The organism is Bradyrhizobium sp. Bra64 (genome assembly GCF_024519875.1).
GTDB classification, from domain to species: Bacteria; Pseudomonadota; Alphaproteobacteria; order Rhizobiales; family Xanthobacteraceae; genus Bradyrhizobium; species Bradyrhizobium japonicum_G.
In genome coordinates this window covers 116,217-141,914 of sequence record NZ_JALJRD010000008.1, presented here as the reverse complement: position 1 = coordinate 141,914, position 25,698 = coordinate 116,217, and the positions used below count along the sequence as shown (strand labels likewise).

General features: G+C 60.8%; 21 protein-coding genes, 1 tRNA gene and 1 pseudogene. 11 read left to right on the top strand and 12 right to left on the bottom strand.

Annotation, left to right across the window (positions count from 1 at the left end):
• Nucleotide 1 precedes the first annotated feature (1 nt).
• Entirely contained in the window at nt 2-1,249 is a 1,248-nt protein-coding gene (locus NR187_RS23035; RefSeq protein ID WP_256807762.1) for an amidohydrolase family protein, read from the top strand.
• An 8-nt stretch (nt 1,250-1,257) separates the two neighbouring features.
• On the opposite strand, the gene NR187_RS23030 is transcribed toward NR187_RS23035, so the two are convergent.
• Nucleotides 1,258-3,315 carry an ATP-dependent helicase gene (locus NR187_RS23030; RefSeq protein WP_256807761.1) on the bottom strand — a complete coding sequence of 686 codons (2,058 nt, stop codon included), beginning with the start codon at nt 3,313-3,315 and terminating at the stop codon, nt 1,258-1,260.
• A 129-nt stretch (nt 3,316-3,444) separates the two neighbouring features.
• Between NR187_RS23030 and NR187_RS23025 the strand changes: the two genes are divergently transcribed.
• On the top strand, nt 3,445-4,035 hold the full coding sequence (locus NR187_RS23025) for a TMEM175 family protein (RefSeq protein ID WP_211386887.1): 591 nt from the start codon (nt 3,445-3,447) through the stop codon (nt 4,033-4,035).
• 9 nt (nt 4,036-4,044) lie between these two features.
• Here the strand turns inward: NR187_RS23025 and NR187_RS23020 are convergent, their stop codons facing one another.
• Entirely contained in the window at nt 4,045-4,431 is a 387-nt protein-coding gene (locus tag NR187_RS23020) for a YciI family protein (RefSeq protein ID WP_211386888.1), read from the bottom strand.
• 165 nt (nt 4,432-4,596) lie between these two features.
• Here NR187_RS23020 and NR187_RS23015 point away from each other — a divergent pair, with 165 nt between their 5' ends.
• The 3 genes from NR187_RS23015 (at nt 4,597) to NR187_RS23005 (ending at nt 5,460) form a co-directional block, all read left to right on the top strand.
• Nucleotides 4,597-4,806, top strand: a complete 210-nt coding sequence (locus tag NR187_RS23015; RefSeq protein ID WP_249129608.1) for a hypothetical protein — start codon at nt 4,597-4,599, stop codon at nt 4,804-4,806.
• A gap of 28 nt (nt 4,807-4,834) precedes the next feature.
• A complete protein-coding gene (locus NR187_RS23010; RefSeq protein ID WP_211386889.1) occupies nt 4,835-5,038 on the top strand; it encodes a hypothetical protein in 204 nt (67 codons plus the stop codon).
• Nucleotides 5,039-5,386: 348 nt separating this feature from the next.
• Nucleotides 5,387-5,460, top strand: a tRNA-Gly gene (locus NR187_RS23005).
• A gap of 1,196 nt (nt 5,461-6,656) precedes the next feature.
• Here the strand turns inward: NR187_RS23005 and NR187_RS23000 are convergent.
• Both NR187_RS23000 and NR187_RS22995 read right to left on the bottom strand, forming a co-directional pair.
• Nucleotides 6,657-8,138 (bottom strand): catalase, encoded by a 1,482-nt coding sequence (locus NR187_RS23000; protein ID WP_372703260.1) that lies wholly within the window; start codon nt 8,136-8,138, stop codon nt 6,657-6,659.
• Nucleotides 8,139-8,215: 77 nt separating this feature from the next.
• A complete protein-coding gene (locus NR187_RS22995; RefSeq protein ID WP_372703259.1) occupies nt 8,216-8,875 on the bottom strand; it encodes an HD domain-containing protein in 660 nt (219 codons plus the stop codon).
• Nucleotides 8,876-9,605: 730 nt separating this feature from the next.
• Here NR187_RS22995 and NR187_RS22990 point away from each other — a divergent pair.
• From NR187_RS22990 to NR187_RS22975, 4 genes are all read left to right on the top strand, one after another.
• Entirely contained in the window at nt 9,606-12,323 is a 2,718-nt protein-coding gene (locus NR187_RS22990; RefSeq protein ID WP_256807758.1) for a PAS domain-containing protein, read from the top strand.
• Nucleotides 12,320-12,979: a response regulator transcription factor gene (locus tag NR187_RS22985; RefSeq protein ID WP_256807756.1), complete on the top strand. Its 660-nt coding sequence runs from the start codon at nt 12,320-12,322 to the stop codon at nt 12,977-12,979. The genes NR187_RS22990 and NR187_RS22985 overlap by 4 nt, the downstream gene beginning before the upstream one ends.
• A gap of 199 nt (nt 12,980-13,178) precedes the next feature.
• Nucleotides 13,179-13,553: a response regulator transcription factor gene (locus tag NR187_RS22980; protein WP_256807854.1), complete on the top strand. Its 375-nt coding sequence runs from the start codon at nt 13,179-13,181 to the stop codon at nt 13,551-13,553.
• A 241-nt stretch (nt 13,554-13,794) separates the two neighbouring features.
• The gene (locus NR187_RS22975; RefSeq protein WP_256807754.1) at nt 13,795-15,267 is read left to right on the top strand and encodes a HAMP domain-containing sensor histidine kinase; all 1,473 of its coding nucleotides are present in this window, start codon (nt 13,795-13,797) and stop codon (nt 15,265-15,267) included.
• Between the two features lie 364 nt (nt 15,268-15,631).
• Here the strand turns inward: NR187_RS22975 and fdhA are convergent, their stop codons facing one another.
• On the bottom strand, nt 15,632-16,840 hold the full coding sequence (gene fdhA / locus NR187_RS22970) for a formaldehyde dehydrogenase, glutathione-independent (RefSeq protein ID WP_256807753.1): 1,209 nt from the start codon (nt 16,838-16,840) through the stop codon (nt 15,632-15,634).
• Between the two features lie 257 nt (nt 16,841-17,097).
• A complete protein-coding gene (locus tag NR187_RS22965; RefSeq protein WP_256807751.1) occupies nt 17,098-17,373 on the bottom strand; it encodes a hypothetical protein in 276 nt (91 codons plus the stop codon).
• A 307-nt stretch (nt 17,374-17,680) separates the two neighbouring features.
• Here NR187_RS22965 and NR187_RS35015 point away from each other — a divergent pair, with 307 nt between their 5' ends.
• Nucleotides 17,681-17,980: a PRC-barrel domain-containing protein gene (locus tag NR187_RS35015; protein WP_372703257.1), complete on the top strand. Its 300-nt coding sequence runs from the start codon at nt 17,681-17,683 to the stop codon at nt 17,978-17,980.
• A 487-nt stretch (nt 17,981-18,467) separates the two neighbouring features.
• On the opposite strand, the pseudogene NR187_RS22960 reads toward NR187_RS35015, so the two are convergent.
• The 3 genes and pseudogenes from NR187_RS22960 to NR187_RS22950 all read right to left on the bottom strand — a co-directional run.
• A pseudogene (locus NR187_RS22960) lies at nt 18,468-18,749 on the bottom strand (rubrerythrin); the annotation flags it as partial.
• Nucleotides 18,750-18,866: 117 nt separating this feature from the next.
• Nucleotides 18,867-20,333, bottom strand: coding sequence for a cytochrome-c peroxidase (locus NR187_RS22955; RefSeq protein ID WP_256807749.1), 1,467 nt, complete (start codon nt 20,331-20,333; stop codon nt 18,867-18,869).
• A 104-nt stretch (nt 20,334-20,437) separates the two neighbouring features.
• Nucleotides 20,438-21,061 (bottom strand): NADPH-dependent FMN reductase, encoded by a 624-nt coding sequence (locus NR187_RS22950; protein WP_256807748.1) that lies wholly within the window; start codon nt 21,059-21,061, stop codon nt 20,438-20,440.
• Nucleotides 21,062-21,620: 559 nt separating this feature from the next.
• Between NR187_RS22950 and NR187_RS22945 the strand changes: the two genes are divergently transcribed.
• Entirely contained in the window at nt 21,621-22,598 is a 978-nt protein-coding gene (locus tag NR187_RS22945; protein WP_256807747.1) for a helix-turn-helix domain-containing protein, read from the top strand.
• A 63-nt stretch (nt 22,599-22,661) separates the two neighbouring features.
• Here NR187_RS22945 and NR187_RS22940 read toward each other — a convergent pair whose 3' ends face one another.
• The 3 genes from NR187_RS22940 to NR187_RS22930 all read right to left on the bottom strand — a co-directional run bounded on the left by NR187_RS22940 (nt 22,662) and on the right by NR187_RS22930 (nt 25,590).
• Nucleotides 22,662-23,408, bottom strand: a complete 747-nt coding sequence (locus NR187_RS22940; RefSeq protein WP_256807746.1) for an MIP/aquaporin family protein — start codon at nt 23,406-23,408, stop codon at nt 22,662-22,664.
• Nucleotides 23,409-23,527: 119 nt separating this feature from the next.
• A complete protein-coding gene (locus NR187_RS22935; protein WP_306235690.1) occupies nt 23,528-23,974 on the bottom strand; it encodes a catalase in 447 nt (148 codons plus the stop codon).
• A gap of 563 nt (nt 23,975-24,537) precedes the next feature.
• The gene (locus NR187_RS22930) at nt 24,538-25,590 is read right to left on the bottom strand and encodes a hypothetical protein (RefSeq protein WP_256807745.1); all 1,053 of its coding nucleotides are present in this window, start codon (nt 25,588-25,590) and stop codon (nt 24,538-24,540) included.
• Nucleotides 25,591-25,698 lie beyond the last annotated feature (108 nt).

Here is a 25,698-nt window from a genome sequence, read left to right as displayed (position 1 = left end):
CATGCCCAGTACCCTCTTCAAGAACGCCGCTCTGCTCGATCCGCTTCAGCCGGACCTGCTGGAGGGATATCACGTGCTGGTCGAGGACAATTCGATCAAGGAGATATCGGACCGGCCGCTCCAGGTCACCGCCGATCGCACCATCGATCTGAAGGGCAAGACGCTGATGCCCGGCCTGATCGACCTGCATGTGCATGCGGTGGCGGTCGAGCTCAACCTGGCGCAGCAGGTGCACATGCCGAACGTGCTGGTGACGCTGCGCTCGACGCTGCTGCTGCGCGGCATGCTGCGGCGTGGTTTCACCACGGTCCGCGATGCCGGCGGCGCCGGCCATGCGCTGAAGCAGGCGATCGAGACCGGCCTGACCGACGGCCCGCGGCTGTTCGTCTCCGGCCGTGCGCTCAGTCAGACCGGCGGCCACGGTGACATGCGGGCGCGGTCGGATTATCTGGCGAGCGATGCACCATGTCCGTGCTGCGTGCGCGTCGGCGCCCTGGCGCGCGTCGCCGACGGTGTCGATGGCGTGCGCAGGGCGGCGCGGGAAGAGCTCCAGATGGGGGCCGACCAGATCAAGATCATGGCCTCCGGCGGCGTCGCTTCGCCGACCGACCCGGTCGGCGCCTTCGGCTACTCCGAGGACGAAATTCGCGCCATCGTCGAAGAGGCACGCGGACGCCAGACCTATGTGCTGGCCCATGCCTACACCGCTGCCGCCATCGAACGCGCGGTTCGCTGCGGCGTGCGCACCATCGAGCACGGCAATCTGGTCGATGAACCGACTGCGCGCCTGATGGCAGAGAAGGGCGCCTATGTGGTGCCGACGCTCGTCACCTACGAGGCGCTGGCCAACGAGGGCGCCCAATATGGCCTGCCGCCGGAGAGCGTGGCCAAGATCGCCGATGTCCGCGACGCCGGCCTGCGTTCGCTCGCGATCTACCGCGATGCCGGTGTCAAAATGGGATTTGGCAGCGACCTGCTTGGACCTTCCCAGCGCCTCCAGAGCGATGAATTCCGCATTCGCGCCGAGATTCTCGGGCCGCGCGCCGTCATCGCCAGCGCGACATTGATCGGTGCCGAGGTGCTCGGCATGGAGGGCAAGCTTGGCCGCATCGCGCCGGAAGCCATTGCGGACCTGCTCGTGGTCGACGGCAATCCGCTGCGCGATGTGGCCTGCCTGCTCGGTCAGGGCGAGCGCATTCCGCTGGTGATGAAGGCAGGCAAGGTCCAGTTCGACAGGCTGAACGCCTAGCCCCGGCGCTACCGCCACATCCCCCGCATCCGCGCGCCGATGTCGATCTTCGGTCCTTGCGCCGCGGTGCGGCCCGCGCCCGCTGCGGCCTTCGGCCAGGCAGTGCGCTCGAACAGATGGACCAGGGATTCCGGGATGAAGCGGGTGCGCGAGGCGTAGACGTGGCGGTCGCCCTTGGCGGCCTGGCCGTGAGTGAAGAAGCGCTGCGGCACGACGAGGTGCAGGTCGTCCTTGGCGCGCGTCATCGCGACATAGAGCAGGCGGCGCTCCTCTTCGAGCTCGGCGGAAGTGCCGGCGCCGAGATCGGACGGCATGCAGCCGTCGACGACGTTGAGCACGAACACCGACTTCCACTCCTGGCCTTTGGCGGAGTGGATGGTCGAGAGGATCAGATAGTCTTCGTCGCGCAAGGGAGGCCCGGACTTGTCGCTGGTTGCATCGGGCGGGTCGAGCGTGAGCTCGGTCAAAAATTTCTCGCGCGAGGCATAGCCGCTGGCGATCTGCTCGAGCTGCATCAGGTCGGCGCGGCGCGTCTCGGAATCCTCGTGGATGCGGTCGAGATGGGGCCCGTACCAGAGCCGCACGCGTTCGAGATCGACCGGCCATTCCGAATAGCGCAGATTTTCGACCGTGCGCACGAAGTCGGTCCAGTCCGCGCCCGTGCGCGGCGGCACCGGGAGCTGGCCGAGCGCAGCGAGCGGATCGGTGCTCTCCGCCATCTGGTCGAGCACGCGCTGCGCGGTCGCAGGCCCGATGCCCGGCAACAGATGCAGGATGCGGAAACCGGCGACGCGGTCGCGGGGATTCTCGGCGAAGCGCAACAGCGCCAGCACGTCCTTGACGTGGGCGGCGTCGAGGAATTTCAGGCCGCCGAATTTCACGAACGGGATGTTGCGGCGGGTCAGCTCGATCTCCAGCGGGCCCGAATGCGAGGACGTCCGGAACAGCACCGCCTGGTGCTTGAGCAGCGCGCCCTGCTCGCGGTTGGCCAGCACCTCCTCGACGATGTAGCGCGCCTGGTCGGCCTCGTCGTGCACGGTGACGAGCTGCGGCTTGTGCGACGAGGTGCGGTCGGTCCAGAGGTTTTTTGTGAAGCGCTCGCGCGCCAGCCCAATGACGCCGTTGGCCGCCGCCAGCACGGGTTGCGTCGAGCGGTAGTTGCGGTCGAGCGTGATCATTTCCGCGCGGGGCGAGAAGCTTTGCGGAAAATCCAGGATGTTGCGCACGGTGGCGGCGCGGAACGAGTAGATCGATTGCGCGTCGTCGCCGACCACGGTAAGGCCGCGCCCGTCAGGCTTCAGCGCCAGCAGGATCGAGGACTGCAGGCGGTTGGTGTCCTGATATTCGTCGACCAGCACGTGATCGAAGCGGCCGCCGATCTCATCGGCAATCAGCGCATCGCTCATCATCTGCGACCAGTAGAGCAGCAGGTCGTCGTAATCGAGCACGTGCTGGGCCTGCTTGGCCTCGACATAGGCCGCGAACAGGCCCTTCAGCTCGGCGGCCCAGCCGGCGCACCAGGGATAGTGCACCCCCAGCACCTTCTCGATCTCCATCTCGGCATTGACGCAGCGCGAGTAGATCGACAGGCAGGTGCCCTTGGCGGGGAAGCGGCTCTCTGTCTTCGACAGGCCGCGCTCGTGCCGGACCAGATTCATCAGGTCGGCGGAATCCTCGCGGTCGTGGATGGTGAAGGCGGTATCGACGCCGATCCGCTCGGCATATTCGCGCAGCAGCCGCGCGCCGATGCCGTGGAAGGTGCCGGCCCAGCTCAAGGCGTCGCGCATGATCGCGGCATTGTTCTCCCCTAGCACCTTCCGGGCGATGCGCTCGACCCGGCCGGCCATCTCGGCGGCGGCGCGGCGCGAGAACGTCATCAGCAGGATGCGGCGCGGGTCGGCACCCGCGACGATCAGATGCGCGACGCGGTGGGCCAGCGTGTTGGTCTTGCCGGAGCCGGCGCCGGCGATGACGAGCAGGGGCGCGCCCACGGTCGCACCATCGGCCACGCCATGCTCCACGGCGCGGCGCTGCTCCGCATTGAGCGTCTCCAGATATGTCGCCACGAATCGCCCCGGGTGAAAGGGTGAGAGTCGGCTATCGCGGTGCGAATCGCAATGCGGCTGGACCGAACCGGTGTTAAGACCTAGGGACAAGACGGCCCGAAGTTCCAGCCCGAAAAGCGCACACCCGGCATGACCGACCCCCGGCCCGAGCAGTTCGAGATGCGGCGGCTGGAGTCGCTCAGCAACACCATCTTTGGCGTTGCCATGACGCTGCTCGCCTACGACCTGCCGAAGGCGGCTGTGTTCACCGGCGCGCCCGACTGGAACGATCTTGCCCGGGTCTATTCGGGCAAGCTCGCGGGCTTTGCGCTCAGCTTCATCATCGCCGGCGTGTTCTGGATCAGCCATCACCGGCGGCTGGCGCGCCAGCCGGTGGGCAGCCGCGGTGCGGTGATGCTCAATCTGTTTTTCCTGCTGTCGATCGTGCTGCTGCCTGTGACCAACGGCCTCTACACCAACTACGCCATGAGCAGCTCGGTCGCCGTGCTCTACGGCCTGAACCTGACCGCGATCGCCGGCCTCAACGCCTGGCTGTGGTGGGTGATCCTGGGGAGCTGGCGCCAGGAACTCATGGCATCGCTGTTTCCGCTGCTGGTGTTCATCCCGGGCACGATCGCGGCGGCGTTTGCCCCGCACATCGCACCCTTCGTGTGGTTCATCGCCTTCGGCGGGCTCCTGATCCAGCGCTTCTACGCGGCGCCGACCGGAGCGGACTCGTAGGCCAGACGGTCATTCCTTCGATGTCGTCGCACCGAACCCGTCGGCCGGCACGTAAAGCTTGACCGGTCGGATTTCGTAGACCGCAGTCGGATTGACCTGGCGCAGCGTCCGCGCCGCGGCGAGCGCCTCTTCATCCGTATCGTATTCGACGAGGTGGAAGCCCAGAAGCTGCTCCTTGGTCTCGGCAAACGGGCCGTCCAGCACCATGCCTGCGCCGGGGCCGCGCAAGGTGCGGGCCTTTCGGGTCTCATCCAGGCGGGCGGCCGGCCCCAAATGTCCGCTTGCCCGCAAGGGAGCCTGAACCTCGATGACCTTGGCCACGACCGCGGCGTCCGTCTCGGGCGTCCAGGACAGGATCTCGTCTTCCACGTGATAGGCCAGGATGGCGTAAAGCATCGTCACCTCGTTGATTTTTGCTGCGCGCGTCCAAAGGACGTATCACCACCGTCGCGGCCGACAATGGGCTGCGGAAAATATTGCGTCCCGGGCCCGGCGACGAAACCTTCCGGAAACCCGATTGCGGCCCAAAGGTGTGAACGGCGCCCGAAACTGGCGCGACTGATGGCCACCAAGAACACTTCGGAGGCGGCCATGTCGACCATCAAGATCATCTGCGATGCGCGTCGGGCGGGAAAGTCCGACGCAGCGGATCTGCACGACCAGTCCGGCCACCATCGCTACTACGGCAGCTCGGCCGAGAACGGCGGCGAGCGGATCGTCGAAAGCCGCCGCGGCAAGCAGCCGCGTGCACCGGGTGTCAGTGGCTTCTAGAACCTTCCGGCCGAAGTGACGCGCGACAATGAGTGTCCTGCAAGTTTCGATGGCCGCGCTGCCATTCCTGCTCTCGCTCGCGAGCCGGACCGGCAAGGCAATCGTCCCATGCCTGCTGACCAGCATCTTCACGGTGCTGCTCGGCGGCGAACCTCACCGCGCCGCCTTGGCCTGGTGCGTCGGTACGCTGATCGCCGCCGTTGCACTGCGCGAGCGACTTCGCGCGAACTGAACCGGCCGCCATCGGGCCGACCTCCCCATCAAGGCAATTTCCAAAGAAAAAGGCGCGGCGGGGAGGCCCCGTCGCGCCCGATTTCTTGCTCGCTGGTCCAGGGCTGAGAGCGCCCCGATGCCAACCTCCATCTGGAGCTTAGCGGGCGATCCCAGCGAGGTGACAGCGCTTGGTAAGAGACACTGGATCACCTCCTTTCGTTGGTTTCGGGAAACCCAATATAGGGCGAAATCCAGCCGTCGTTAAGGGGCAGGGCCGAGGGCCTGGAACAAGTCCGCCCACGAGGTGGGAAAGAAGGGTCCGGGCCGGTTGAGACCGCCGCCCGACCGTGTTAGGTGAATGCGAGATGCGGGTGTAGCTCAATGGTAGAGCAGCAGCCTTCCAAGCTGAATACGAGGGTTCGATTCCCTTCACCCGCTCCATCACGCTTTCCTCATAAGAAACAGTTGCTTGTTGGCTTTTACAGCGGAGTTTTCGGCATCTTTTTTGATTTTCATACAACACCTGTACAACTCAGCACCAATCCGCGTCTGCGCTAGCGAGTCCTTGCTGGTCGAATTGGCTCGCGACCCGCATTCGAATCCTTGGAGCTGACAAGCGGCTTTCCCTCGGAACGCTGGCCAAATTGCCTGCACTCTTGTGGCACTCGTAACTTCGTCAAGTCGTCGTGGATCAGGCAACTGGACTGCAGCCGCTGTCATTCGTCGTCGAGCGCAAGGATCGACATCCCTATCAGGACTCCCGGCGCCACGGCCTACCCACCAGCCATCGCTGCCGAGAAAACACCGAGCTGCCCCAGCGCTGCGGCCCGGCATCATACCGAGAAATGCAACGTGGTTCCGACGCCCGGCGTGCCATAGGTGGCGACCGTCGGGTGGCGCCGCACCAGACGACAAAATCCGCAACCGTCGTCACCTTAGGGGGTACTTTCGGACCGACCATCAGAAATGCGGGGGCCGAGGCAACACAGCCAATCGCTTGCCGTCAGCTCTTTCATAGACTGAAATCGTGTTGTCCAAGTTGCCGCCAGTCCCATCTTCATCGGCCTCCTCGCAAGCAGCGACCACGTCTTGCAGCTCTCGCATCATCCCATCCGTTAATATATGCATTACAAAGCTTCGCGTGGTCGTCTGCGTTTTTCTCCCTCTTGAGGCCGGGCACGTTGGCTGAACAAGCGAACGCGAGAGCTTCTCCTGTTAAATCGCTGGCATGGAGCGGAGCCTTATAAACCCGCAAAGGCCAACACAAAAGCCAGAAGAAGCCTCAGAAGAAGATGATTACCGTTCTGAAAGTTGAAATATATTCATCATTCCAGATAGCGCCCGGCGAAAATAAAATAGAGCGTGCTCCCGAGAAGCGGCGCCCGCCGGATGCCGCTTTGGGATGCGCATTTCGTTACTGGTGCGTACCGTAACGATTACTTGTGTTCACGTTCCGATAGCTCCCACCCCTATGGGACGACCCCAGACCGCCCGAATAGTGTCCCCTATGGCTCGATGTCCGATTCGCGGGATTGCGAGAAGGCTTGAGGATAACGGACCTTTCGAGCCGCGCGCGCCGACCGCAATTACGTCATCGTTCGCAAATTTTGCAGGCCGAATGACATCCTAGCGTTGTCTCAATCGACCAGCTCAGGCTGTTTGAGCCCGAGCGCCCTTGCTACTCCGGCCCCGTAGGCTGGATCGGCGCGCGTGCAGTTGTTGACGTGCCGCTGCTTGATGTGCGCGCTTGCATCGCCCATCGCCCGCGCCGTATTTTCGAACAACAGAATCTGTTGCTGCGGCGTCATCTTCCGGAACAAATTTCCGGGCTGCTCCCAATGGTCGTCGTCGACGCGGTGGTCCCAATGCGCAGCGTCGCCTTCGATCGGCATAGGCGGCTCGGCGAAATTGGGCTGGTTATCCCACATCCCTGCGCTGTTGGGATGGAAGGTAAGGGTCCCCCCTAGATTGCCGTCGGCGCGCATCTTGCCGTCGCGATGGTAGCTTTGGAACGGACATTTGGGCGCATTGACCGGGATGTGGTTGAAGTTGATGCCGAGCCGGTAACGCTGGGTGTCGCCATAGGAGAACAGGCGGCCCTGAAGCATCTTGTCGGGAGAAAAGCCGATGCCGGGCACGATGTTGGCGGGCGAGAAGGCGGCCTGCTCCACTTCCGCGAAATAGTTGTCCGGGTAGCGGTTGAGTTCCATCACCCCAACCTCGATCAGTGGATACTCCGCTTTCGGCCAGACCTTGGTCAGATCGAACGGGTTATGCCGATGCGTCTTCGCCTCTGCCTCGGTCATCACCTGAATGAAAAGCGTCCAGCGCGGGAAATCGCCGGCCTCGATCGCGTTCAGCAAGTCGCGGCCGTGGCTTTCGCGATCGGCAGCGACCAGGGCCGCAGCCTCAGCGTCGGTTAGATTTGCAATTCCCTGCTGGGTGCGGAAGTGGAACTTGACCCAGATGCGCTCATTGGCAGCATTGATCATCGAGAACGTATGGCTGCCAAAAAGGTGCATGTTGCGAAAACTCTTCGGGATGCCGCGGTCGGACATGACGACGGTGACCTGATGTAGCGCCTCGGGGAGCAGCGTCCAGAAATCCCAATTGTTGTCCGCGCTGCGCAGCCCGGTGCGTGGATCGCGCTTGATCGCATGGTTGAGGTCCGGGAACCGCAGCGGGTCGCGGAAGAAGAAGACTGGTGTATTGTTGCCGACGATGTCCCAATTGCCCTCCTCGGTATAGAACTTGAGGGCGGTGCCGCGGATGTCGCGTTCGGCATCGGCCGCGCCGCGCTCGCCGGCGACGGTGGAGAACCGCGCGAACATGGGTGTCTGCTTGCCGACCTTCGAGAAAATCTTGGCTTTGGTGTAGCGGGTGATGTCGTGCGTCACCGTGAGCGTGCCGTGAGCTCCCCAGCCTTTGGCGTGCATGCGCCGCTCGGGGATCACCTCGCGGTCGAAGTGGGCGAGCTTCTCGATCAGCCAGATATCCTGCAGCAAAGCTGGGCCGCGCGGTCCAGCGGTCATGATATTGGTGTTATCGGCGACCGGCGCGCCGGTGGCATTGGTAAATGGTTCTGTTTTAGACATGTTGGAATCCTGAGTGTTGAGCATGTGCTGGACTAATGAAAGTACGAGATTTCGAGCGCGCCACTGGCCGGTCGAGCTGCCGATGAGAGGACGGGCGACGCTTACCCGCGCCAGGCGGAGTTGCGGATCACGCTGCAGAAATTGCCGCGGGTGAAATGCGGATCCTTGTCTGCGAGCACGTCAGCCTTCACATTGCCGAAGGTCGTCTCCGGCTTGTTCTTGATGCCGTCGTAAAAGGCCTGGATGATGTCTTCCTTGAAGTGCGCACTGCGCGGGTGCGCATTTACAACCACTTCGCGCTCAGTGGCGCTGTACTCGCCATAGCCTAATCCGAGCACGTCCATCTCGACGCCGGCCGTGACAAGGGCGACGACGGGGTGCATGTGCTGCGGAATGCCAGGCGTCGTGTGCAGGGCGATCGCGGTCCAGACCGTGTCGATATCCTGTTGCGCGATTCCGTAGCTCCGCAGGAAGTCGCGGGCGGCATTCGCGCCGTCAACCTCGAAACGTTCGTCGGCGCTGCTGTGCCGGTGCGTCAAGCCCATGTCGTGGAACATCGCGCCCGCATAAAGCAGTTCGGGATCGAAGCTCAATCCACGGCGCTTGCCTGCCAGAGCGCCCCAGTAGTAGACGCGGCTCGAATGGTGAAACAGCAGCGGCGTCTCGGTATCACGCACGAGTTGCGTTATCTCACGAGCGAGCTTGCTGTCGGGTAAGCCAATTCCCGCCAGGCTGGTATGCATAGGAAGGTTGATTGTCATTCTATGTCTCCTGCTCGTTGATCGGAGAGAGGATTGCTGATCACTTGACCTGATAAACGCCTGAGCTTGTCCGAAAGCGAGACTAGGAGAAGTGAGACACCTCGCTCAATCGTACGCGGGTAAGTGTCCGATATTGAAAAAGGATCGGGAGAGTAATACGGAGGTTTCGGTACTGGCGCATTGCGATTGATGTAATTGAGCACTAGCGAAGGGCCGCGCACCTCAATGGTTTGCCGCGGGCGTTGCGATTCACACATGCGGGCGAATGAGAGGCAACTGATCCCCGAAATCTCGAAATCTGCCTGGCGGCTCTTCTCGGGCGGATCGCAAAAAGAAGCAGACGGCTTCCGACAGCCTCAGGGGAGGTGGCAACGCGAAGCCGTCCGCTGTGGCAGCAATGCGACACCAAGCGAGAGAGGAAACGCGGCCTGGCTGCTTGTTCTAAAAGCAGACCCGGCCGACCGGTGGCTCCATTAAACAGAGGTTTTACTTGCACTAAATTGACGTTTGGCCGGTTTGCCTTTGACGGTTACGCTCCGCAGCAGCGCTCGGTCAATCCGCTCGGCTCCGCGGAACGGCGCGCGGAGCCCACCGGGATCAATCGAATTGCCGAATTTGTTCAAAATGCTCTAAACTTGCCGGCCGGAACCTCGGGGCGCTCTGCGATAGGGCGCCAGTTCAAAGTATCCGTAAATCCAGCCGCGGATCGTCGGCGGGACGAGCCAGCAGAATGACAAGACTTGGTCTCACGGTACGGCTGTCAACGTCTTCTACAATTTCTCGCTATGCGATCGTCGTCCTGACGGTCGCGGTCGCGATCATTGCTGCTGAGCTGATCACACGCTTACTGAGCGCCGAGGCCATCGCATCTTCGATGCTTTGCGCAGTTATTTTCGCTGCGTGGGTTGGCGGGCTTGGCCCGGGATTATTGGCGGTCACGCTCGCTCTCTTGGCATTTCATTATTACCTCGTGCCCCCGAACGGTTCATTTACCTGGAAGCATGGCCTTTTCGCTGTAGGTATTTCGGAGATACCGCGTCTGATCCTGTTTTCTATTACATCTCTCGTGGTTGCATTCCTGATCTCGGCGCAGAGGAAGGCAACTGAAGAACTTCGGCGTTCGGCAAATGACCTGCAAGTAGCGATGGGAGATCAGAAGCGGACTGAGGCCGCGCTCCTGCAGAGCGAAATGTATTTGACCGAAGCGCAGAGATTGAGCGGCACCGGGAGCTTTGGATGGAGCGTCGCCAGCGGAGATATTTTCTGGTCAAAACAAACGTTCCGAATCTTCGGTTGCGACCGGACCACGAAGCCGACCTTGGAACTTATTGTGCAGCGCACCCATCCGGAAGATCGCGCCGCCATGCAAAACACTATTAATCGCGCGACCCGCGAGGGAAGGGAATTTGACGATGAATATCGACTGCTGATGCCGGATGGAACAGTTAAACATGTTCACGTCTTGGCGCGCGCCGTAAGAAATGCTCAAGGGGGCATCGAGTTTGTGGGCGCGGTAACGGATGTCACGGTAGCAAAGGAGACAGAGCGAAAACTGCGACGCAGCGAGGCTTATTTGGCCGAAGCCCAGCGCTTGAGTCACACAGGCAGTTGGGCCTGGGATGCGCGGCAGCGAGAGTTCGTGTTTCGGTCCCCGGAAACGCACCGCATGTTGGGACTCGATCCGAGTGAGGACGCTGTGCCACAGCAACCTTTGTGGGATCGCGTTCACCGCGAAGACAGAGACCGCGTTATCGAAATGGTGCGGCAGGCTCTCCGAGAGAAGACGGACTTCGAAGGCGACTATCGCATCGTTCTTCCGGACGGTGCGACAAGATATGTGCATTCCGTGGGACATACCGTTGTCGGTCACGACGGTGAAGTGACCGAGCTAATTGGTACGCATATCGATGTCACCGAGCAGCACCTCGCCAAGGAGGCGCTGCAAAAAGCCTTTGACGAAATCAAGAGATCCGAGGATCGGCTTCGACTGGTGATCGACACGATCCCGACCTTGGTTTGGCGCGCCGGACCGGACGGAGTCCCCGATTTCCTCAATCAACCGGCGCTCGATTATACCGGCCTCTCACCAGATCAAGCCGAAATCGGCTGGCCTCGCGCTTTTCATCCTGACGACAAGAAAGGCATGTTGGTGAAGTGGAGCGCAATACGGGCTTCCGGTATGCCCGGTGAGCTTGAAGCTCGCCTACGGCGTTTCGACGGTGAATACCGCTGGTTTTTGTTCCGGGGCGTGCCGCTGCGCGATGACCACGGCAACATTGTCAAGTGGTATGGGTCGTCTACCGACATCGAGGACCGCAAGCGGGCCGAGGAAAAATTGCGGCGAAGCGAAGCCAAATTAATCGAAGCACAGCGAGTGAGCCAAACCGGCAGCTTCGTCTGGAATCTCTTCACTGGCGAACGCGTCGGCTCCAAGGAATTCTTCCGGATCCTCGGATACGACGAGCCGCGTTCTGTCACTTTTGAAATGGTTCTTGACCGCGCTCATCCGGAGGATCGTGCTCGCGTGGAGAAGGCGATCGAACGCGCAGCCCGCAACGGAGAGGATCTTGACTACGAGCATCGATTGCTGATGCCGGATGGTTCTGTCAAATATGTCCATGTTGTCGCCCACTCTGTCAGAGACCAAGCGGACCAATTGGAGTTCATTGGGGCGGTGGTGGATGTCACCGCGACCAAACAGGCCGAGGACAAGCTGCATAAGGCGCAGGTGCAGCTCGCGCATGTTATGCGCGTGACTACGCTGGGCGAACTGACAGCCTCGATCGCGCACGAGGTGAACCAACCGCTCGCCGCCATCATTACTAACGCTGAGGCCTGTTTGCGCTGGCTCGATCGCGAAACTCCCGACCTGCCCGCTGCGCGCCGTTCGGTGGAATGGGTCGTCAATGCTGGCAACCGGGCAAGTGAGGTGATCCGGCGTGTCCGGTCGCTCGCGAAAAAATCCGAGATTGAGAAAGTGTCGCTCGACCTCAATGACGTCGTCAAGGAGGTTATCGTGCTGGTACAGCGCGAGTTGAGCAGTCACCTAGTCTCGTTGCGAGCCGAGTTGGCGCCTGCTCTCCCTACGATACTCGGTGATCGGGTTCAGTTGCAGCAGGTGATCATCAACCTGGTGATGAACGGTATCGAAGCGATGCTGCCGATCACGGATCGGCCGCGCGAACTGGTAATCCGATCTGGCCGAGACGAGGCACACCGCGTATTCCTGAGTGTGACGGATTGCGGCGTCGGTATCTCCGCCGAGAATGCAAATCGGCTATTCGACGCCTTCTTCACCACCAAGTCCAGCGGCATGGGAATGGGGCTCTCGATCTGTCGTTCGATCGTGGAGGCCCACGAGGGGCGCCTATCGGCGTCGCCCAATGAGGGGCGGGGGGCGACGTTTCAATTCGTCTTGCCCTCGCAACCTCAGAAGGAGGCGTCGTGACCGAGCGCCCCAAAACACCGCGTGAGCCTATCAGCGCGAGAGAGGCGCTCGTCTTTATTGTCGAAGACGACGAATTGATGCGTGAAGCGCTCGGCAATCTCTTTGCATCGATCGGACTGGAGGTTGAGGTGTTCGGCTCGGCATCCGAAATGCTGCAAAGCAAGCTTCCAGATGTCGCCAGCTGCCTGGTCCTGGACATCAGATTGCCGGGAATGAGCGGCCTAGATTTCCAAGGTGAACTAGCCAAGGCGAACATTCATATTCCCGTTATCTTCATGACCGGCCATGGCGATATTCCGATGAGCGTCAGGGCCATGAAGGGCGGGGCGGTCGATTTCCTGACCAAACCGTTTCGCGATCAAGACATGCTTGACGCCGTGATGGTGGCGATTGAACGGGATCGCAAGCGGCGCGAGGCCGACAAGATCGTCGCGAACCTGCAAGCCCTTTTTGAGAAATTAACTCCTCGCGAGCGTGAGATTCTGGCCTTGGTATCGTCTGGCCTCATGAACAAGCAGATAGCTGCTGAACTTGGAGTTGCCGAGATTACCGTCAAGATTCACCGTGGCCACATCATGAAGAAGATGGATGCGAAATCGTTGGCCGATCTGTTGCGAAAAGCAGAAACGCTCAGAATTCGTCCCGCCAAGCCTTAGCGCTTGTCCCGCAAGTATCGAGCGAAGCAAGCCTCCGGCTTCAGTGTTTCAGAAGGACAAATGCGCCTGATTACACACCCAGTGCGCGCACGGACAAACCTAAGTATGATATCAGAATCCGGATTGACGGCTCATTTTTCGAACTGGAGCGGTGCTAAGGAGAGCGTTTTGCTCCCGCGCCTGGAAGGTCATCTTGTCAATGCCTCCGATGATTTCAGTTATTGACGACGATGAACTCGTCCGTGAAGCAGCCGACAATCTTCTCAGCTCAGAAGGATATCTAGTCCGCACATTTGCGTCGGCCGAAGAGTTCCTGCAGTCACCCCAGTTGCTCGGCTGCGGATGTGTCGTTGCGGATGTGCAAATGCCCGGTATGAGCGGGGTGGACCTCCTCACCCATATGCGCGCGCAAGGACACAATACGCCGTTCATTTTCATTACGGCCTTCCCCGAAGACAGCGTGCGGAACAGGGCGCGGAAGGCCGGAGGCGTTGGCTTCCTGGCCAAGCCCTTTGCGGCAGCCGACTTGATCAGATACGTCGAGATCGCCATCCGTCGCGGGGATACCAGCTAAGATCGCAAGAGCCGGTTCATGACCTTTATGCCGCCTGCGCTAACTCGTCACAGTCCTCAGATGCACGAGGCATTTCGGACGCATAAACCAAAGGTATGGGGTTTCTCAAACCAAGACGACAGTCGGAACAACATCCGTACGATCGTGCCGCTCGTGCTGTCCGGGTTAGGCTGGCGCCCGTAGCTGGAATCAAGGATGCCAGGCGGTGCGGGCAGGCGAGCGAAATGCGAAGGATGCATCCATGTCGACGAAGTCATGCGAGCTTTTTTCGACGCTTCGCGACCATTCCCCAGGTCCCGCGGAAGAGTGGAGCAATTCTGCGATCTTTCGGCGAGACAACGTGATGCACTGGCCTGAGTTCATCCGATCTAGCAGGCTGCGGTGGACCGTATTGGTGACCTGCATCTTTGCGGCATTTACCGTTGCTCTGCTTGGGTTCGTCTACTTGAAGACGAAACGTGACATGACGTTGCGATCCGACCGCGCGATCGCTTCGGAGATGGAAACTCTTGTTGCCTTGCCGTCCGGTCAGAGGCTCGACACGATCAACGAGGGCCTGCGCTACGATCCCGGGCGTCGTCGGATGGTGGGATTGTTTAATGCGCAGGGCGACAGGATCGCAGGCGATATGGAAAGGCAGCCAACCGATCTCCAGATCGATGGCACGGCACAAAACGCGGTGGCCGACAGATTAGACGGAGTTGGTCGGGAGCAACAGTCCGTGCGGCTGATCGCGCGAACTTTGCCCGATGGCAATGTATTACTGGTCGGACGCGATGCGGATGAAATCGAGGAGATTGCACGGATCGTTGGGGGAGCGCTCGCGCTGGGACTATTTCCCGCTGTGTTCCTTTGCATTGCAGTCGGCGTCGCGCTGAGCGCGCGCGCCCGAAAGCGTATCGTGGAGGTCAACGAGCGAGTGCAGCGCATCGTCGCCGGCAACCTGCGTGAACGGCTCCCGCTTGGGAACAGCGACGATCCCTTCTCGCAGCTTGCGATGATCGTCAATGGCATGCTCGACGAGATGGAGACTCTCATCGAATCACTTGCGGGCGTAGGTCGGGACATCGCACACGACTTGCGTACGCCCCTTACCCGAGCGCGTCTGATGCTCGAGCGCGGTCGCAGCAACGCGACGACAGTGGAGCAATTGCAGTCAGTTGCGGACAAGACGACCGATGCGCTCGATCAATCGCTATCGATCATCACCGCCATCCTGCGTCTTGCGGAAATCGAAATAGATCAGAGATCGGCCGGCTTCGGCCACGTCGCACTTGCAGATATCATACGGGAAGTAGGCGACATGTATGAGCCGATAGCGGAAGACAAGGGAATCAGCCTGATCATTCAATCGCCAGACGAACTGAAAGTTCATGGTGACCGCGATCTTTTGATCGAGGCGGTCGCCAATCTGGTCGACAACGCCGTCAAGTTTACGCCCGCGGGCGGGCGGGTCGAGATCGGGTTGGTACGCAGTCACGACGAAACCATCGTCCGCGTCAAGGATACCGGCGCAGGCATAAGCGAACACGAGCGCGGTGCCGTCTTGAGGCGTTTCTATCGGTCGGATGGGATAAGGCACACGCCGGGCTTGGGTCTTGGCCTGAACCTGGTCGCGGCAATTGTGAAGCTGCACGGATTCCGATTTACCATTCATCCAGGGTCTGGTTGCATCGTCGAAATAACTTGCCCTTACGCCACGACGGTAAAGTAATTCCGCTCGGATCGAGCTTAGTAGCTTGCCGTTGTCTCTTCGGGCAGATGGGCCGTGCGCTATCTCCGAATCAATAAAGGCCGTTCCAATAACAGCGGACGTCAATTTAGTCGTTGCGTATCGTTCTCACAACTAATCGGAATTGAAGTTGGTCCCACTCGAGCCCGCCGCCGGGTTTCGCGCGGCGCATCGAGTTTGAAGATGCGTAGTCGTCAGCTGTTGCCTGACGTCTGTTTGACCCCAACCGACCGATGAGAGAGACGGATCGCAGCAGCCGAGCCGCGCAGAGTCGCCGGAACGCGCGCCGTAAGCGGCCCGTTGGCTCATGTTTTAGGTTCAGTGATGCGCCCAGTCTGCCTTTGGCTTAGGCAGCTCGGGAGAGTAGCTTGTGCGGATCGATGACGAATTTGCTTGCGACGCCGGCGTCGAATGATTTGTAACCTTCCGGGGCCTGCTCAAGATCAATCACCTTAACATTGACGATCTTGGCGATCGGCAGCCTGTCCCAAAGTATCGCCTGCATGAGCTGGCGATTGTATTTCAGCACCGGCGTCTGGCCGGTGTGGAGTGCATGCGACTTTGCCCAGCCGAGACCAAGGCGGAGGCTCAGGTTGCCCTGTTTCGCCGCCCCCTCCTTCGCGCCAGGATCGTCGGTTACATAGAGGCCGGGAATACCGATCGCGCCGGCTGCGCGGGTGATCTCCATCAGGCTGTTTAATACGACGGCAGGCGCTTCAACGACCTTGCCGTCGGTTCCCTGCGACTTTGCTTCGAAGCCAACGCAGTCGATCGCGCAGTCAACTTCCGGAACACCGAGGACGTCGGCGACCAGTTCGCCCAATCGATCGTGCCTAGTGAGATCGATTGGCTCGAAGCCGACGCTCTTGGCGTGGGCGAGTCGTTCCTTGTTCATATCTCCGATCAAGACAACTGCGGCGCCAAGGATGCGGGCGGACGCTGCGGCGGCGAGGCCGACCGGCCCCGCGCCGGCGACGTAGACCGTCGATCCGACGCCGACCTTGGCGGTGACGGCTCCGTGAAATCCCGTCGGCAGAATATCGGACAGGCAGGTCAGATCACGGATCTTTTCCATCGCGTGCGCCTTGTCCGGAAACTTCAATAGGTTGAAATCGGCGTAGGGCACCATCACGTAGTCGGCCTGCCCGCCGATCCAGCCGCCCATATCGACATAGCCATAGGCGCCGCCGGCGCGGTCGGAATTGACGTGAAGGCAGACGCCGGTGTCGCCTTCTCGACAGGTCCGACAGCGGCCACAGGCGACGTTGAAGGGCACCGAGACTAGGTCGCCGACCTTGAGATACTCGACGTCACGGCCTTTCTCAATGACCTCGCCGGTGATCTCGTGTCCAAGCACCATGCCAGCCGGTGCCGTCGTGCGGCCCCGGACCATGTGCTGGTCGGAGCCGCAGATATTTGTCGTTACGACCTTGAGGATGACGCCGTGGTCGATCGTCTTTCCCGCCGGATTGCGGAAGGTCGGAAAGTCGATCTTCTGAACTTCCACGCTGCCGGGTTTGAGGTAAACAACGCCGCGGTTGGAGTGAGAGGTCATCGGCAAGCTCCTTACCTGTAGGTTCCGCTTTCTGGTCGCTTCAGAAATCCCGTCGTCGGGAAATCGAGATCGGCAATCGCCGATGCGCGTGAAGTCGATGTGGGTTCGCAGCTCCGCCGACACCATTAAATTTATCTTTAGAAAGGCGGTGCGGGCGTTCGAGCGGCCTGCGGTCGCCTGGCGGCCGCTTTTGGGTTGACGGGCTGAGCGCAAGCGTAGCCCAACCAATGGCTAAAGTAGCCCACCTGCCGGGAGGCTCACGTGAAGGCTCTCTCCCAGGAAGCCGCGAGACGAGCAATCTTGATCAGATCGCGAAGGGAGTAGTCGCGTAACTTCTGGCGGAGTTCTCCGCACGCGAGGTCGACTTCGGCTTCGCGACGGCCGAGCCGGTTTCGTTGACCGAAGACCTGCTCGTCGTCCCCTCTCTCGTCCGCAATCTCGAAAAGGCCGTGAAATATACGACGAACGGCGGTCGGATGGACCTGGGCCTCTATCGCGAAGCGTGATGCGGCCGTTCTGATGACCAGAGTCAAGGACCCCCCAAGAACATCCAGCGAATATTCGAGCCGCCTTACGGGAACGCCGGCCGACCACCGTCGGCAGATACGGCCGCTTGATCGAATTCGGATGCATCACTGAGGCCGACAGATTGAGTCTTAGTGCCATTGTACGATTGCTGGCGTCCGATTGATGGGCTGCACATCGACGCCATTCTTGCGCCGCCGTTTCTTCAAAAAGGGATCACGAAAGGCTAACTCGGTCCTAAGGCAATTATACGAAGCTGTTCGAGCCGGGTAAGGGGCCGACACAAACGAAGCGCCTCAAACTAAGGAGACGATCATGAACAATCCCATCCAATCGCCTAAGTTTTCGTCTGATCGGTTCGAGGGCACAGCCGTAGTGGGCCCGGGCGGCGATCGAATCGGATCGATCGAAAGTGCTGCCATCGACCGGACAAGTGGCTCGCTCTCGCATGTGGTGATTGCCGTCACATGGTTCGGATTCGTCGCGACACGGTACATGCTTCCTTGGCATCGCCTCGACTACGACCACCAGCTTGCTGCCTATCGGGTGGATCTGACGTCTGGGCAGTTGCAAGCTGCTTCGCTTCGCCAGAATCCCTTCGGTTGCGGGCTTTGACCAACATCGATAATCGGCGTGCGGACCGTGCATGCTGATCGCTCTCCCGCTTCCGACGAAGCCAACGGTACCTCGCGAAAGCGACCGCTACGGTCAGGCCGCTGGGTCGTTTCGGTTTCGATGCGACGCGTGATCTGCTCGCGTTGGTGGTCGACTTGGCGATCGCGAGACCGGGGCCAGTTACTACGATATGAGTATCGAGTACGATGACGACGAGCAGTGTCCATCCCATCGCTTGATGCCCGTCGATCGCCCTAGCGGCCTCCGCATTGTCGGAGGCCGGTGTCGGTGGCGCAGGCAAATCGAGGAGCGACACCGGCCAGCCGCGGAAGGAGGCGAGCAGCCAGCCGGTCAGGGTGGTCTTCAGCGCCAATGCGTGAAGCAGCCAATGGATTGCTTGAACACGCGCTGCCGTGGCAGTAGTGAACTCTCCGGCGAAACCGGATGGGTCCGCTGCTATGCAAACCGCAGCACGATGGGAACCCGTCCCGATCAAGATGCCCGAGCCGGGGGGCACGCTGACCACGATCTGGAAGGCCTGCAGGAATGGCGCATTCATGTGGCGGGCGCGGATTTGGCCTATCGCCCACAGTTCGAAGAATACCACAGGGCAGGCGATCACCGTCGCGATCCAAAATGCGCCGGGCCACGCATCCGGAATGAGATGGGGCATGGTGTCGCCGACCGTGGTCATTACCTCGTAGGTCAAGCCGCGAAGCCGAGGCGAACCGCTCCCGCTCGGCGAGCAGTTATTGGAGAGGGGCTCAGCGGAGAGGGCTCAGCGCCGCCGCCGGAGTGTTCGCGATCTTGACGTCGATCTCCTTGCTCAGGTCGGCAACACTTATTGTACCCACAGACAGTCAGCAGCTGCTCCATCAAGACGCAATTAGTGCATAAACCCATCCGTCAGCGTCTGCATAAAGCGAACGAGCGCGTCCTCTTCTGCGTCGGACAGGCCCAAATGACCAACTTTGCTCGTGTTCATGTTGGCAGTCGACTCCGGCGCCGGCCAACATGTCGTACCTTCACCCGGATCGTGGGGCTTGCAGCGCGGCAGCACATCGCGCGTGTTGTAGAAATGCACGATCTGCTTCAAGCTGGTGAAATAGCCATTGTGCCCGTAGGCCTTCACGAAGGTGGGATAGGGCCGCTTGTCGACGTTGCGTAGTGTCGGCACTTGAATACGCGCCAGGTTGTCAGCCGCCAGCTTGAGCCATCGCGCATCGACTGCCGAAGGCTGGCTGAGGAGATGTCCGTTGCTGAGAAAAGTACCGACACCCCCATCGACAAAGGACCATCCAGACGGATTGGCGATATACCCAAACGCGTCGGGCCGATCCTCGCCATAGTACGGAAGTCTTGGGTTGGCGGGAACGCCGATATTACTAGCGGTGAAGTCTGTGAACAGCGGGTCCTCACCAGGGCCGCCGTCCCGGTGACATTCATTGCATCGTGCCTTGCCGCGGAATAGATCGTAGCCCTGCTGCTCCTCCGGCGTGAACTGCGCCTTCTTGGCGAGCACCTCGTCGAATTTCGAAGTGAACGACGTCACCTCGGCCGAGGCTTCATAGCTGGCGATCGACTGTGCCATCTGATCGAATGTCGCGCCGGCCCGGCCGCGATCAATCGGGCTCAGATGGACGGGCAGCGGATCGGCCGCTGGCGGCGGTCCGGGCCTGTTGCAGGCCTGCTCGACGTCGACCGGCCATGCAATCGCAAAACTCTGCGGTCCCCATACGCTCTCGAACAAGGCGCGATAGGGCCGTTGTGAGGCACGATAGACCGCGCAGGAGATATCGGGCAGTCCCATTTCCACCGGATTGGTCGGCGGACCTTGCGCCTGCTCGGCGGCCGGATTGCCGAGCCGTCGCCCCGTCGCGCGCATGTCCCAGAAATTGCCGCCGACGAGGTCGCCCTGCGCGGCATTGTAATGCAGCACCGGCGAGAGCGGGGCGTAAGCGTGCGACTGCGGCTTACGATCGCTGAATCGCGTGCGTACCGACCCCGGATAAGCACCCGTGGTCCGGTTCAGCTCCGACAGCGGACCGGTAAAGCCAGTCTCGGGCATGTGGCAGAAGGCGCAAGCCTCGTTGCGGTTTACCGACAATTCCTTGTCATACAGCATCAGCTTGCCAAGCAACTCGATCTGCTGGATCTGATTGTCCGGCGGTGCCGCAAGCCGTTCGATCGCTTCCGCCTCGGTACGGTTGATCTCGGCCTCGACCCTCGCAATTGCCTGCAGCACCTGAGGCGGCGGACTCGAGTGTCTCTCCTCCTCGCCCTGCGCGTCTACGCCCATAGTGATGGCGAGTGCCGCCCCCGCGATTGACAATATCGTGCGCTGTATCTCCATTTCGTATCCTCGCGAATATCCTGTGCGCCTACATTTTAGGAGTTTGCAAAACTAAGTGCCAATCGGCGGCACGCAATCGCCACCGGACCGCGGCATAACGGTCGTCACGCTCTGGCTGCCTCTCGAACAAAGCGCGCAGCCTGGATCTCGTCGATGAGGTCATCGACGCCCGCCAGCGCAAAGTGCAGCGTGGTTTCGTCGACGAGTCGTCCGTTGCGGACCTTCTCATGCACGTTCCCGATCACGATCTGGGGCCGAAGCACAGGCCGTGCCGGGATCGATGCGAGTGTCTCGTTCATTTGCTGCTGTGCACGCACGCCACCAGTGAAGGCGGGCGAGGCCGTCATCGTTAGTACCGGCTTGCCGCTCAGCACCGAACGCCCATAGGGCCGGGAGGCCCAGTCGAGGGAGTTCTTCAGGACGCCGGACATGCCGTGATTGTACTCGGGCGACACCATGATTACTCCATCCGATGTCTCGATGGCCGAACGCAGGGCGCGCGCCGATTCCGGCGCGTACTCGCCATCGTCATCTTCATTGTAGAGTGGCAGCCCGTGCAAGGAGAAAACGTCGAGCCGAGCCTTGGGCGCAAGCGCGTCCTGAAGACCGCGAAGCACAGCGGTGCTGTTGGAAGCCCGGCGAAGGCTGCCGGACAGGCCGAGAAGGCGGAGTTGGGTCATCGGGCGCACTTCCAGATGGCTTGGATTTTGCACCACGACGAACATCATCCAACCTCGGTCAACTCAAGTAAATTCGAGTTTAGTATCGACTTATGGGCCTCAGTTGCTGAGGTGCACCTATCGGTCTGTCGCGTCCTTCGATTGTGCGCCTCTGACTTCGGTTCGTACCCAGTAGCCGATGATTTCAGATAACCGGTCTGCACGTCGCATGTGCCTAAAGCGCTTCTGCGATTGCTAAAGTTCATGCACACGACACACTCCGCGGTGCACCGTGCGGTAGTTGTCACGCTCGCGACCTTTTGTCGTCGCCATGCTCGGGTCGTTACCTGAAAACAAAGCATAACCTGACGATGTGATACGGCCGTGCGATCGTTTCGTAAATGAGCACCTTTGCGCAGGCTTCGCTACGGCGGAGGCTGGTCTCATTGCTCCGGGTGATCCAGGATCCTCGGGACGGTCTTGAAATCGCGGCGGCGGGGCGCCTGAGGCTGCAGTCATCGCACGCAATGAGTGTCAACTTGGCGTGAGCGCGGCGAGCTCCGGACCTTGATCTTGAGCGCCAGCCCTACATCAACAATTGGGGGCGAGCAGCGAGTGAGATCGAACAATGCCCAACCCAGCCCGAACGACATCAAAACAATCCGTCGCTGTTGTAGGTTCTCTCATACGTCCGCTTGCCGAGCATCCGCCAGCGGCGCGGGATCAGAATCCTGGATCCCGCTCACTTGTCGAGATTTCTCCGATCGAGGTCGCCAGACGGCGTTCCGCGGCCTGGCCAGGGTTCCGGGCCGAGACGGTTGAGATCATGCGGCACACGACGTTCGAATATGGGTTCCAGGCTCCGTGCCATCTGCTCATTGCCGCAGAAGTCGCGGAGCGCTACGACGGCGAGACATTCGTTGAAGGTTTGCCTCGGTCGACCTTGCGCGATTTCACGCAAAAGCTGACTTTTGTTCCCGCAGGGCATGACTTCCGCGGATGGCAGAGACCGCGCGCATTGACGCGCGTCACCTATGTCTACATCGATCCGCGCGGGCCGCTCGCTGATCCGGCGCTTCGCTTTGAGGCGGTCGAATTCAAGCCGCGACTTTTCTTCTACGATCGGGATCTCTGGCAGACCGCCATGAAGCTCAAATCGGTGGTTGATAACTCGGATTCGGTGCACCGGCAGTACGCCGAAGCGCTTGGCGTCGTGCTGACGCACGAACTCGTTCGCATCAACGGTGAGGTTGAACTCCGTAGGTCCGTTAGCCGTGGCGGCCTTGCGTGCTGGCAGCGAAAGCGAGTGGCCACCTATATCGAGGAGCATGTGGCCGACGACGTTCCGCTCGCGACGCTTGCCGAACTGGCGAGGCTGAGCCCGTATCATTTTTCTCGATCGTTCAAGCATTCCTTCGGCGTGCCTCCGCATAGATATCACGCGACGCGCCGGATTGAGCGGGCCAAGCAGCTGTTGGCGAATCGCGACCTGTCCGTGACGACGATTGCGCTTCGGATCGGCTTCAGCGACACGAGCTCGTTCACCGCCGCTTTTCACAGAGTGGCCGGTGAGACGCCGAGCCATTACCGCCGCAATCTCGATTAGAGATCAGAGTACCGGAGGCCGCCGCCGAACAGCGGCGCCTCCCTTCCGTACTGATCCAGAGCACTATTCGGCGGGCGTCTGGACGGCGCCTCCGGGTTCGGCCGTCAGCATCCGCTCCCGAGCGAGCCGGCTAAGCCCCGTGTGCAGCATGGCGGCGACAATGGCACCAACGATCGGGGCCCCCAAATACAGCCAGGCATCGTTGAAATTACCGGTCGCGACCATCGGACCAAAGGCCCTCGCTGGGTTGAAGGCCGCACCCGTGAGGGCCCCACCCATGATGATGTTGAGGGTAAGCGTCATCCCGATAGCGAGCGGTGCAAGGTTGCCGGCGCGACCCGCGATCGCCGTGCTGAGCACGATCGTCACAAGGAAAAAGGCGAGCGCAGCCTCGATCGTGAAGCCAGCGGCCGGCGTAACGGTAAGCGACGTAGCGCCGAGGGTGAGATCGTGCGCGAGTGCGGGCAAACCGAGTCCAGTTTGGGCGCCTCCCAGCACGGCCGACAAGAAGAGCGCGCCGGCGACACCGCCAGCGAGTTGACTGACGACGTAACCGATCGCGTCGCCGACACTCATTGCGCCGGCGGCAAGCACGCCGACAGTGACCGCGGGATTCATGTGCCCACCTGACACCGAGCCGTAGGCGAAGGCGAAGACCATGATGGTCAAGCCGTGGGCGAAGGCAATTGCGGCGATACCAGGCAGGCCGACGCCGTCGCCGACCACAGCCGCGGCACCGGCGCCGATGAAAACGAACGAGAAAGTGCCAATGAATTCCGCGAGGAGCTTCGATGCGATCCGGTTGGACATTGTTGACTCCAGAAGTGATGGTGCGACTTGGTGCGGTCCTACTTGCTCCAAGGGCAACCGTTGACTGTGGGATGGCCGGCGGAATCAAAGAGTACCGCCCGCCTACGAAGCGACGGGGTCTACTGAGCAGCCATTGTCGGCGGACCGAAAGCGAGGCCCAACGCCGTGGCTACGCCCTTGCCATAGGTGGGGTCGGCCTTGGCGCAATTAGCGATGTTGTGTTCCTGGATAGGCCTGGCGGCCTGGCCGACCTGACGGGCGGTGTTGTCGAACTCGCATGCGACGGTGGAGATTGGGGTTTCCTTGCCGATCCGCGAAAAGATCTTGGTTTTGGTATAGCGCTTGACGTCGTGCGTGACGGTGATGGTGCCGTGTGCGCCGGAGCCCTTGGCGTGTATGCGGCTCTCGGGAATTACCTGGCGTGCGAAATGGGTGAGCTTCTCGATCGGCCAGACGTCCTGCAACAGCGCCGGCCCGCGCGGCCCAGCGGTCCGGATGTTAAGATTGACCGTCACCGGCGCGCCGGATGCATGCGCCGGCGGCGGACGTTTGGTATCATTGTTCATTCAATTCTCCTAGATTTAGGCCGTTTGGCTACAGACGCTCGTGGCATGCGTGACAGAGATATCGGCAAGAGCTGCCGCGGTTCACCAGCGCTACTCCGTTCGCAACGTTGTCTGTTGACAGAATTGCACTGGCGAGAGGCCGGCGACGAACTGAAATGTATCCATTGGTTTCGCAAATAACTTTGGCTCTCTTGCTGCGATTGAGCCGGCTTTGCGTCAATCGTCAGAAATTGAGGTATGGCCGAGGTGTTTCTCCGATCGCTCTGGCGACATTGCGAGCCCGAGGTCCGCGGCAGAATTCGAAGAGCGCTCCTCTGACGCCAAACTCGTCCCCAATTTCTGCAGAAGCGACTGCGCTGTTTCGGAGTTGCCACAGGTTGACATTTGCCAGTTTCTGCCTGGCAAGAACGGCGCCCGCCGGGGCAGGCAGGACGAAATGAAAAGCGCCGCCACTGATCAGAACCATCCAGCGGCAGGGGCAAGAGATTGGACGGTTTCGTGATGTACGATCTATTCGAGAGTGACCGTTCGTAAAGAGACTTTGAGTGATCGCGTCTTATCGATCACTGCTGCTTCTCCCAGAATTGCAACAAGCCTTGCGCGGCCGAGCCGCCGATCACGCAGGGGATCCCAACCGCAACCTGCCCCAGCGCCGCCGCCGAAACACAGCCCAAGGCCACCGCGCCCACACCAAGCTGCCCCCAGAAGTCCAGGTCACGCCGGTTGTCTGAGCCTTTAATCTTAAGCTCATCGACAGCGGCCAGGGCATCCTTGCGCAACGCCCCGATTTCCACTGTATCGGCGGCCTCGACCACCTCTGCAAGGGGGCCCCTGATCGATGCCGGTTGCGTAGCCAGTTCGCTGCGCAGATAGTCGCGCAAGCTGGCATCACGGATCGCATAGTCTGCTAACGTATAGCGCGCGAGGCTGCCGACCGTCAGCTTGTCGACGGTGTCGCGGCCTTTGCTCCAGGGCAGCATCTGGATGATGCGCTGAACCGGCAGGTGAGACCCAGTCGCGAAATAATATCCCCATAAGGTGTCCAGCAGGTCCTGATTGCCGGCATACGTCAGGGTGGTGTTCAATTTCTTCTCATCTTTGGAAAAGGGATTTCGAGCGAACGCGCCCCGCAGCTTGTCGAGCATGCCGGGCTTTGCCTCTTCCAACGGAATAGCGGTCAAAATCGGCAGTTTACCGGAGAGATAGCCGTCGATCATCACCCTGCGCTCGGGTATCCGCGGCTCAAGCCGGCGCAATATGTTTCGCCAGTCGGGCAGTCCCGAATAGGCAATAGCGCGGACGATAACCCATTCATCTTCCGGCGGGATGGGAAAGAAACTTGCGATGAGCTGTTCGGCCCTTGCTGGATCGGAGCCGATCGCGCCCGCGATGAACCCGAGATAAATGCCGGAATTCTCCGGCTCCTTGAAGCTTTGCGAATGGAAGAGCACGCGCACGGCCGCTGGAATGTGGGCGTAGTCGGGTTTGGCGCGGTAGTTGTAGATCCACTGCTGGACCACGGCGAGCGAAGCGCGAGGATCGATGTCTGGCGTCTTCTCCGCGAGCGCCGGCTCAATCAGCATGAGCGAGGCGGCGATGAGAGCTGCAAAACGCATGTGATGCTCCTTGCGTTGGCGCATGCGGCCCGCGCAGCGCGAGCGTCTCGGTCCCAAGCATGAGGCGACCATTACGACAATTCTGAGAATGCGTAGGTTAAGGTGAGG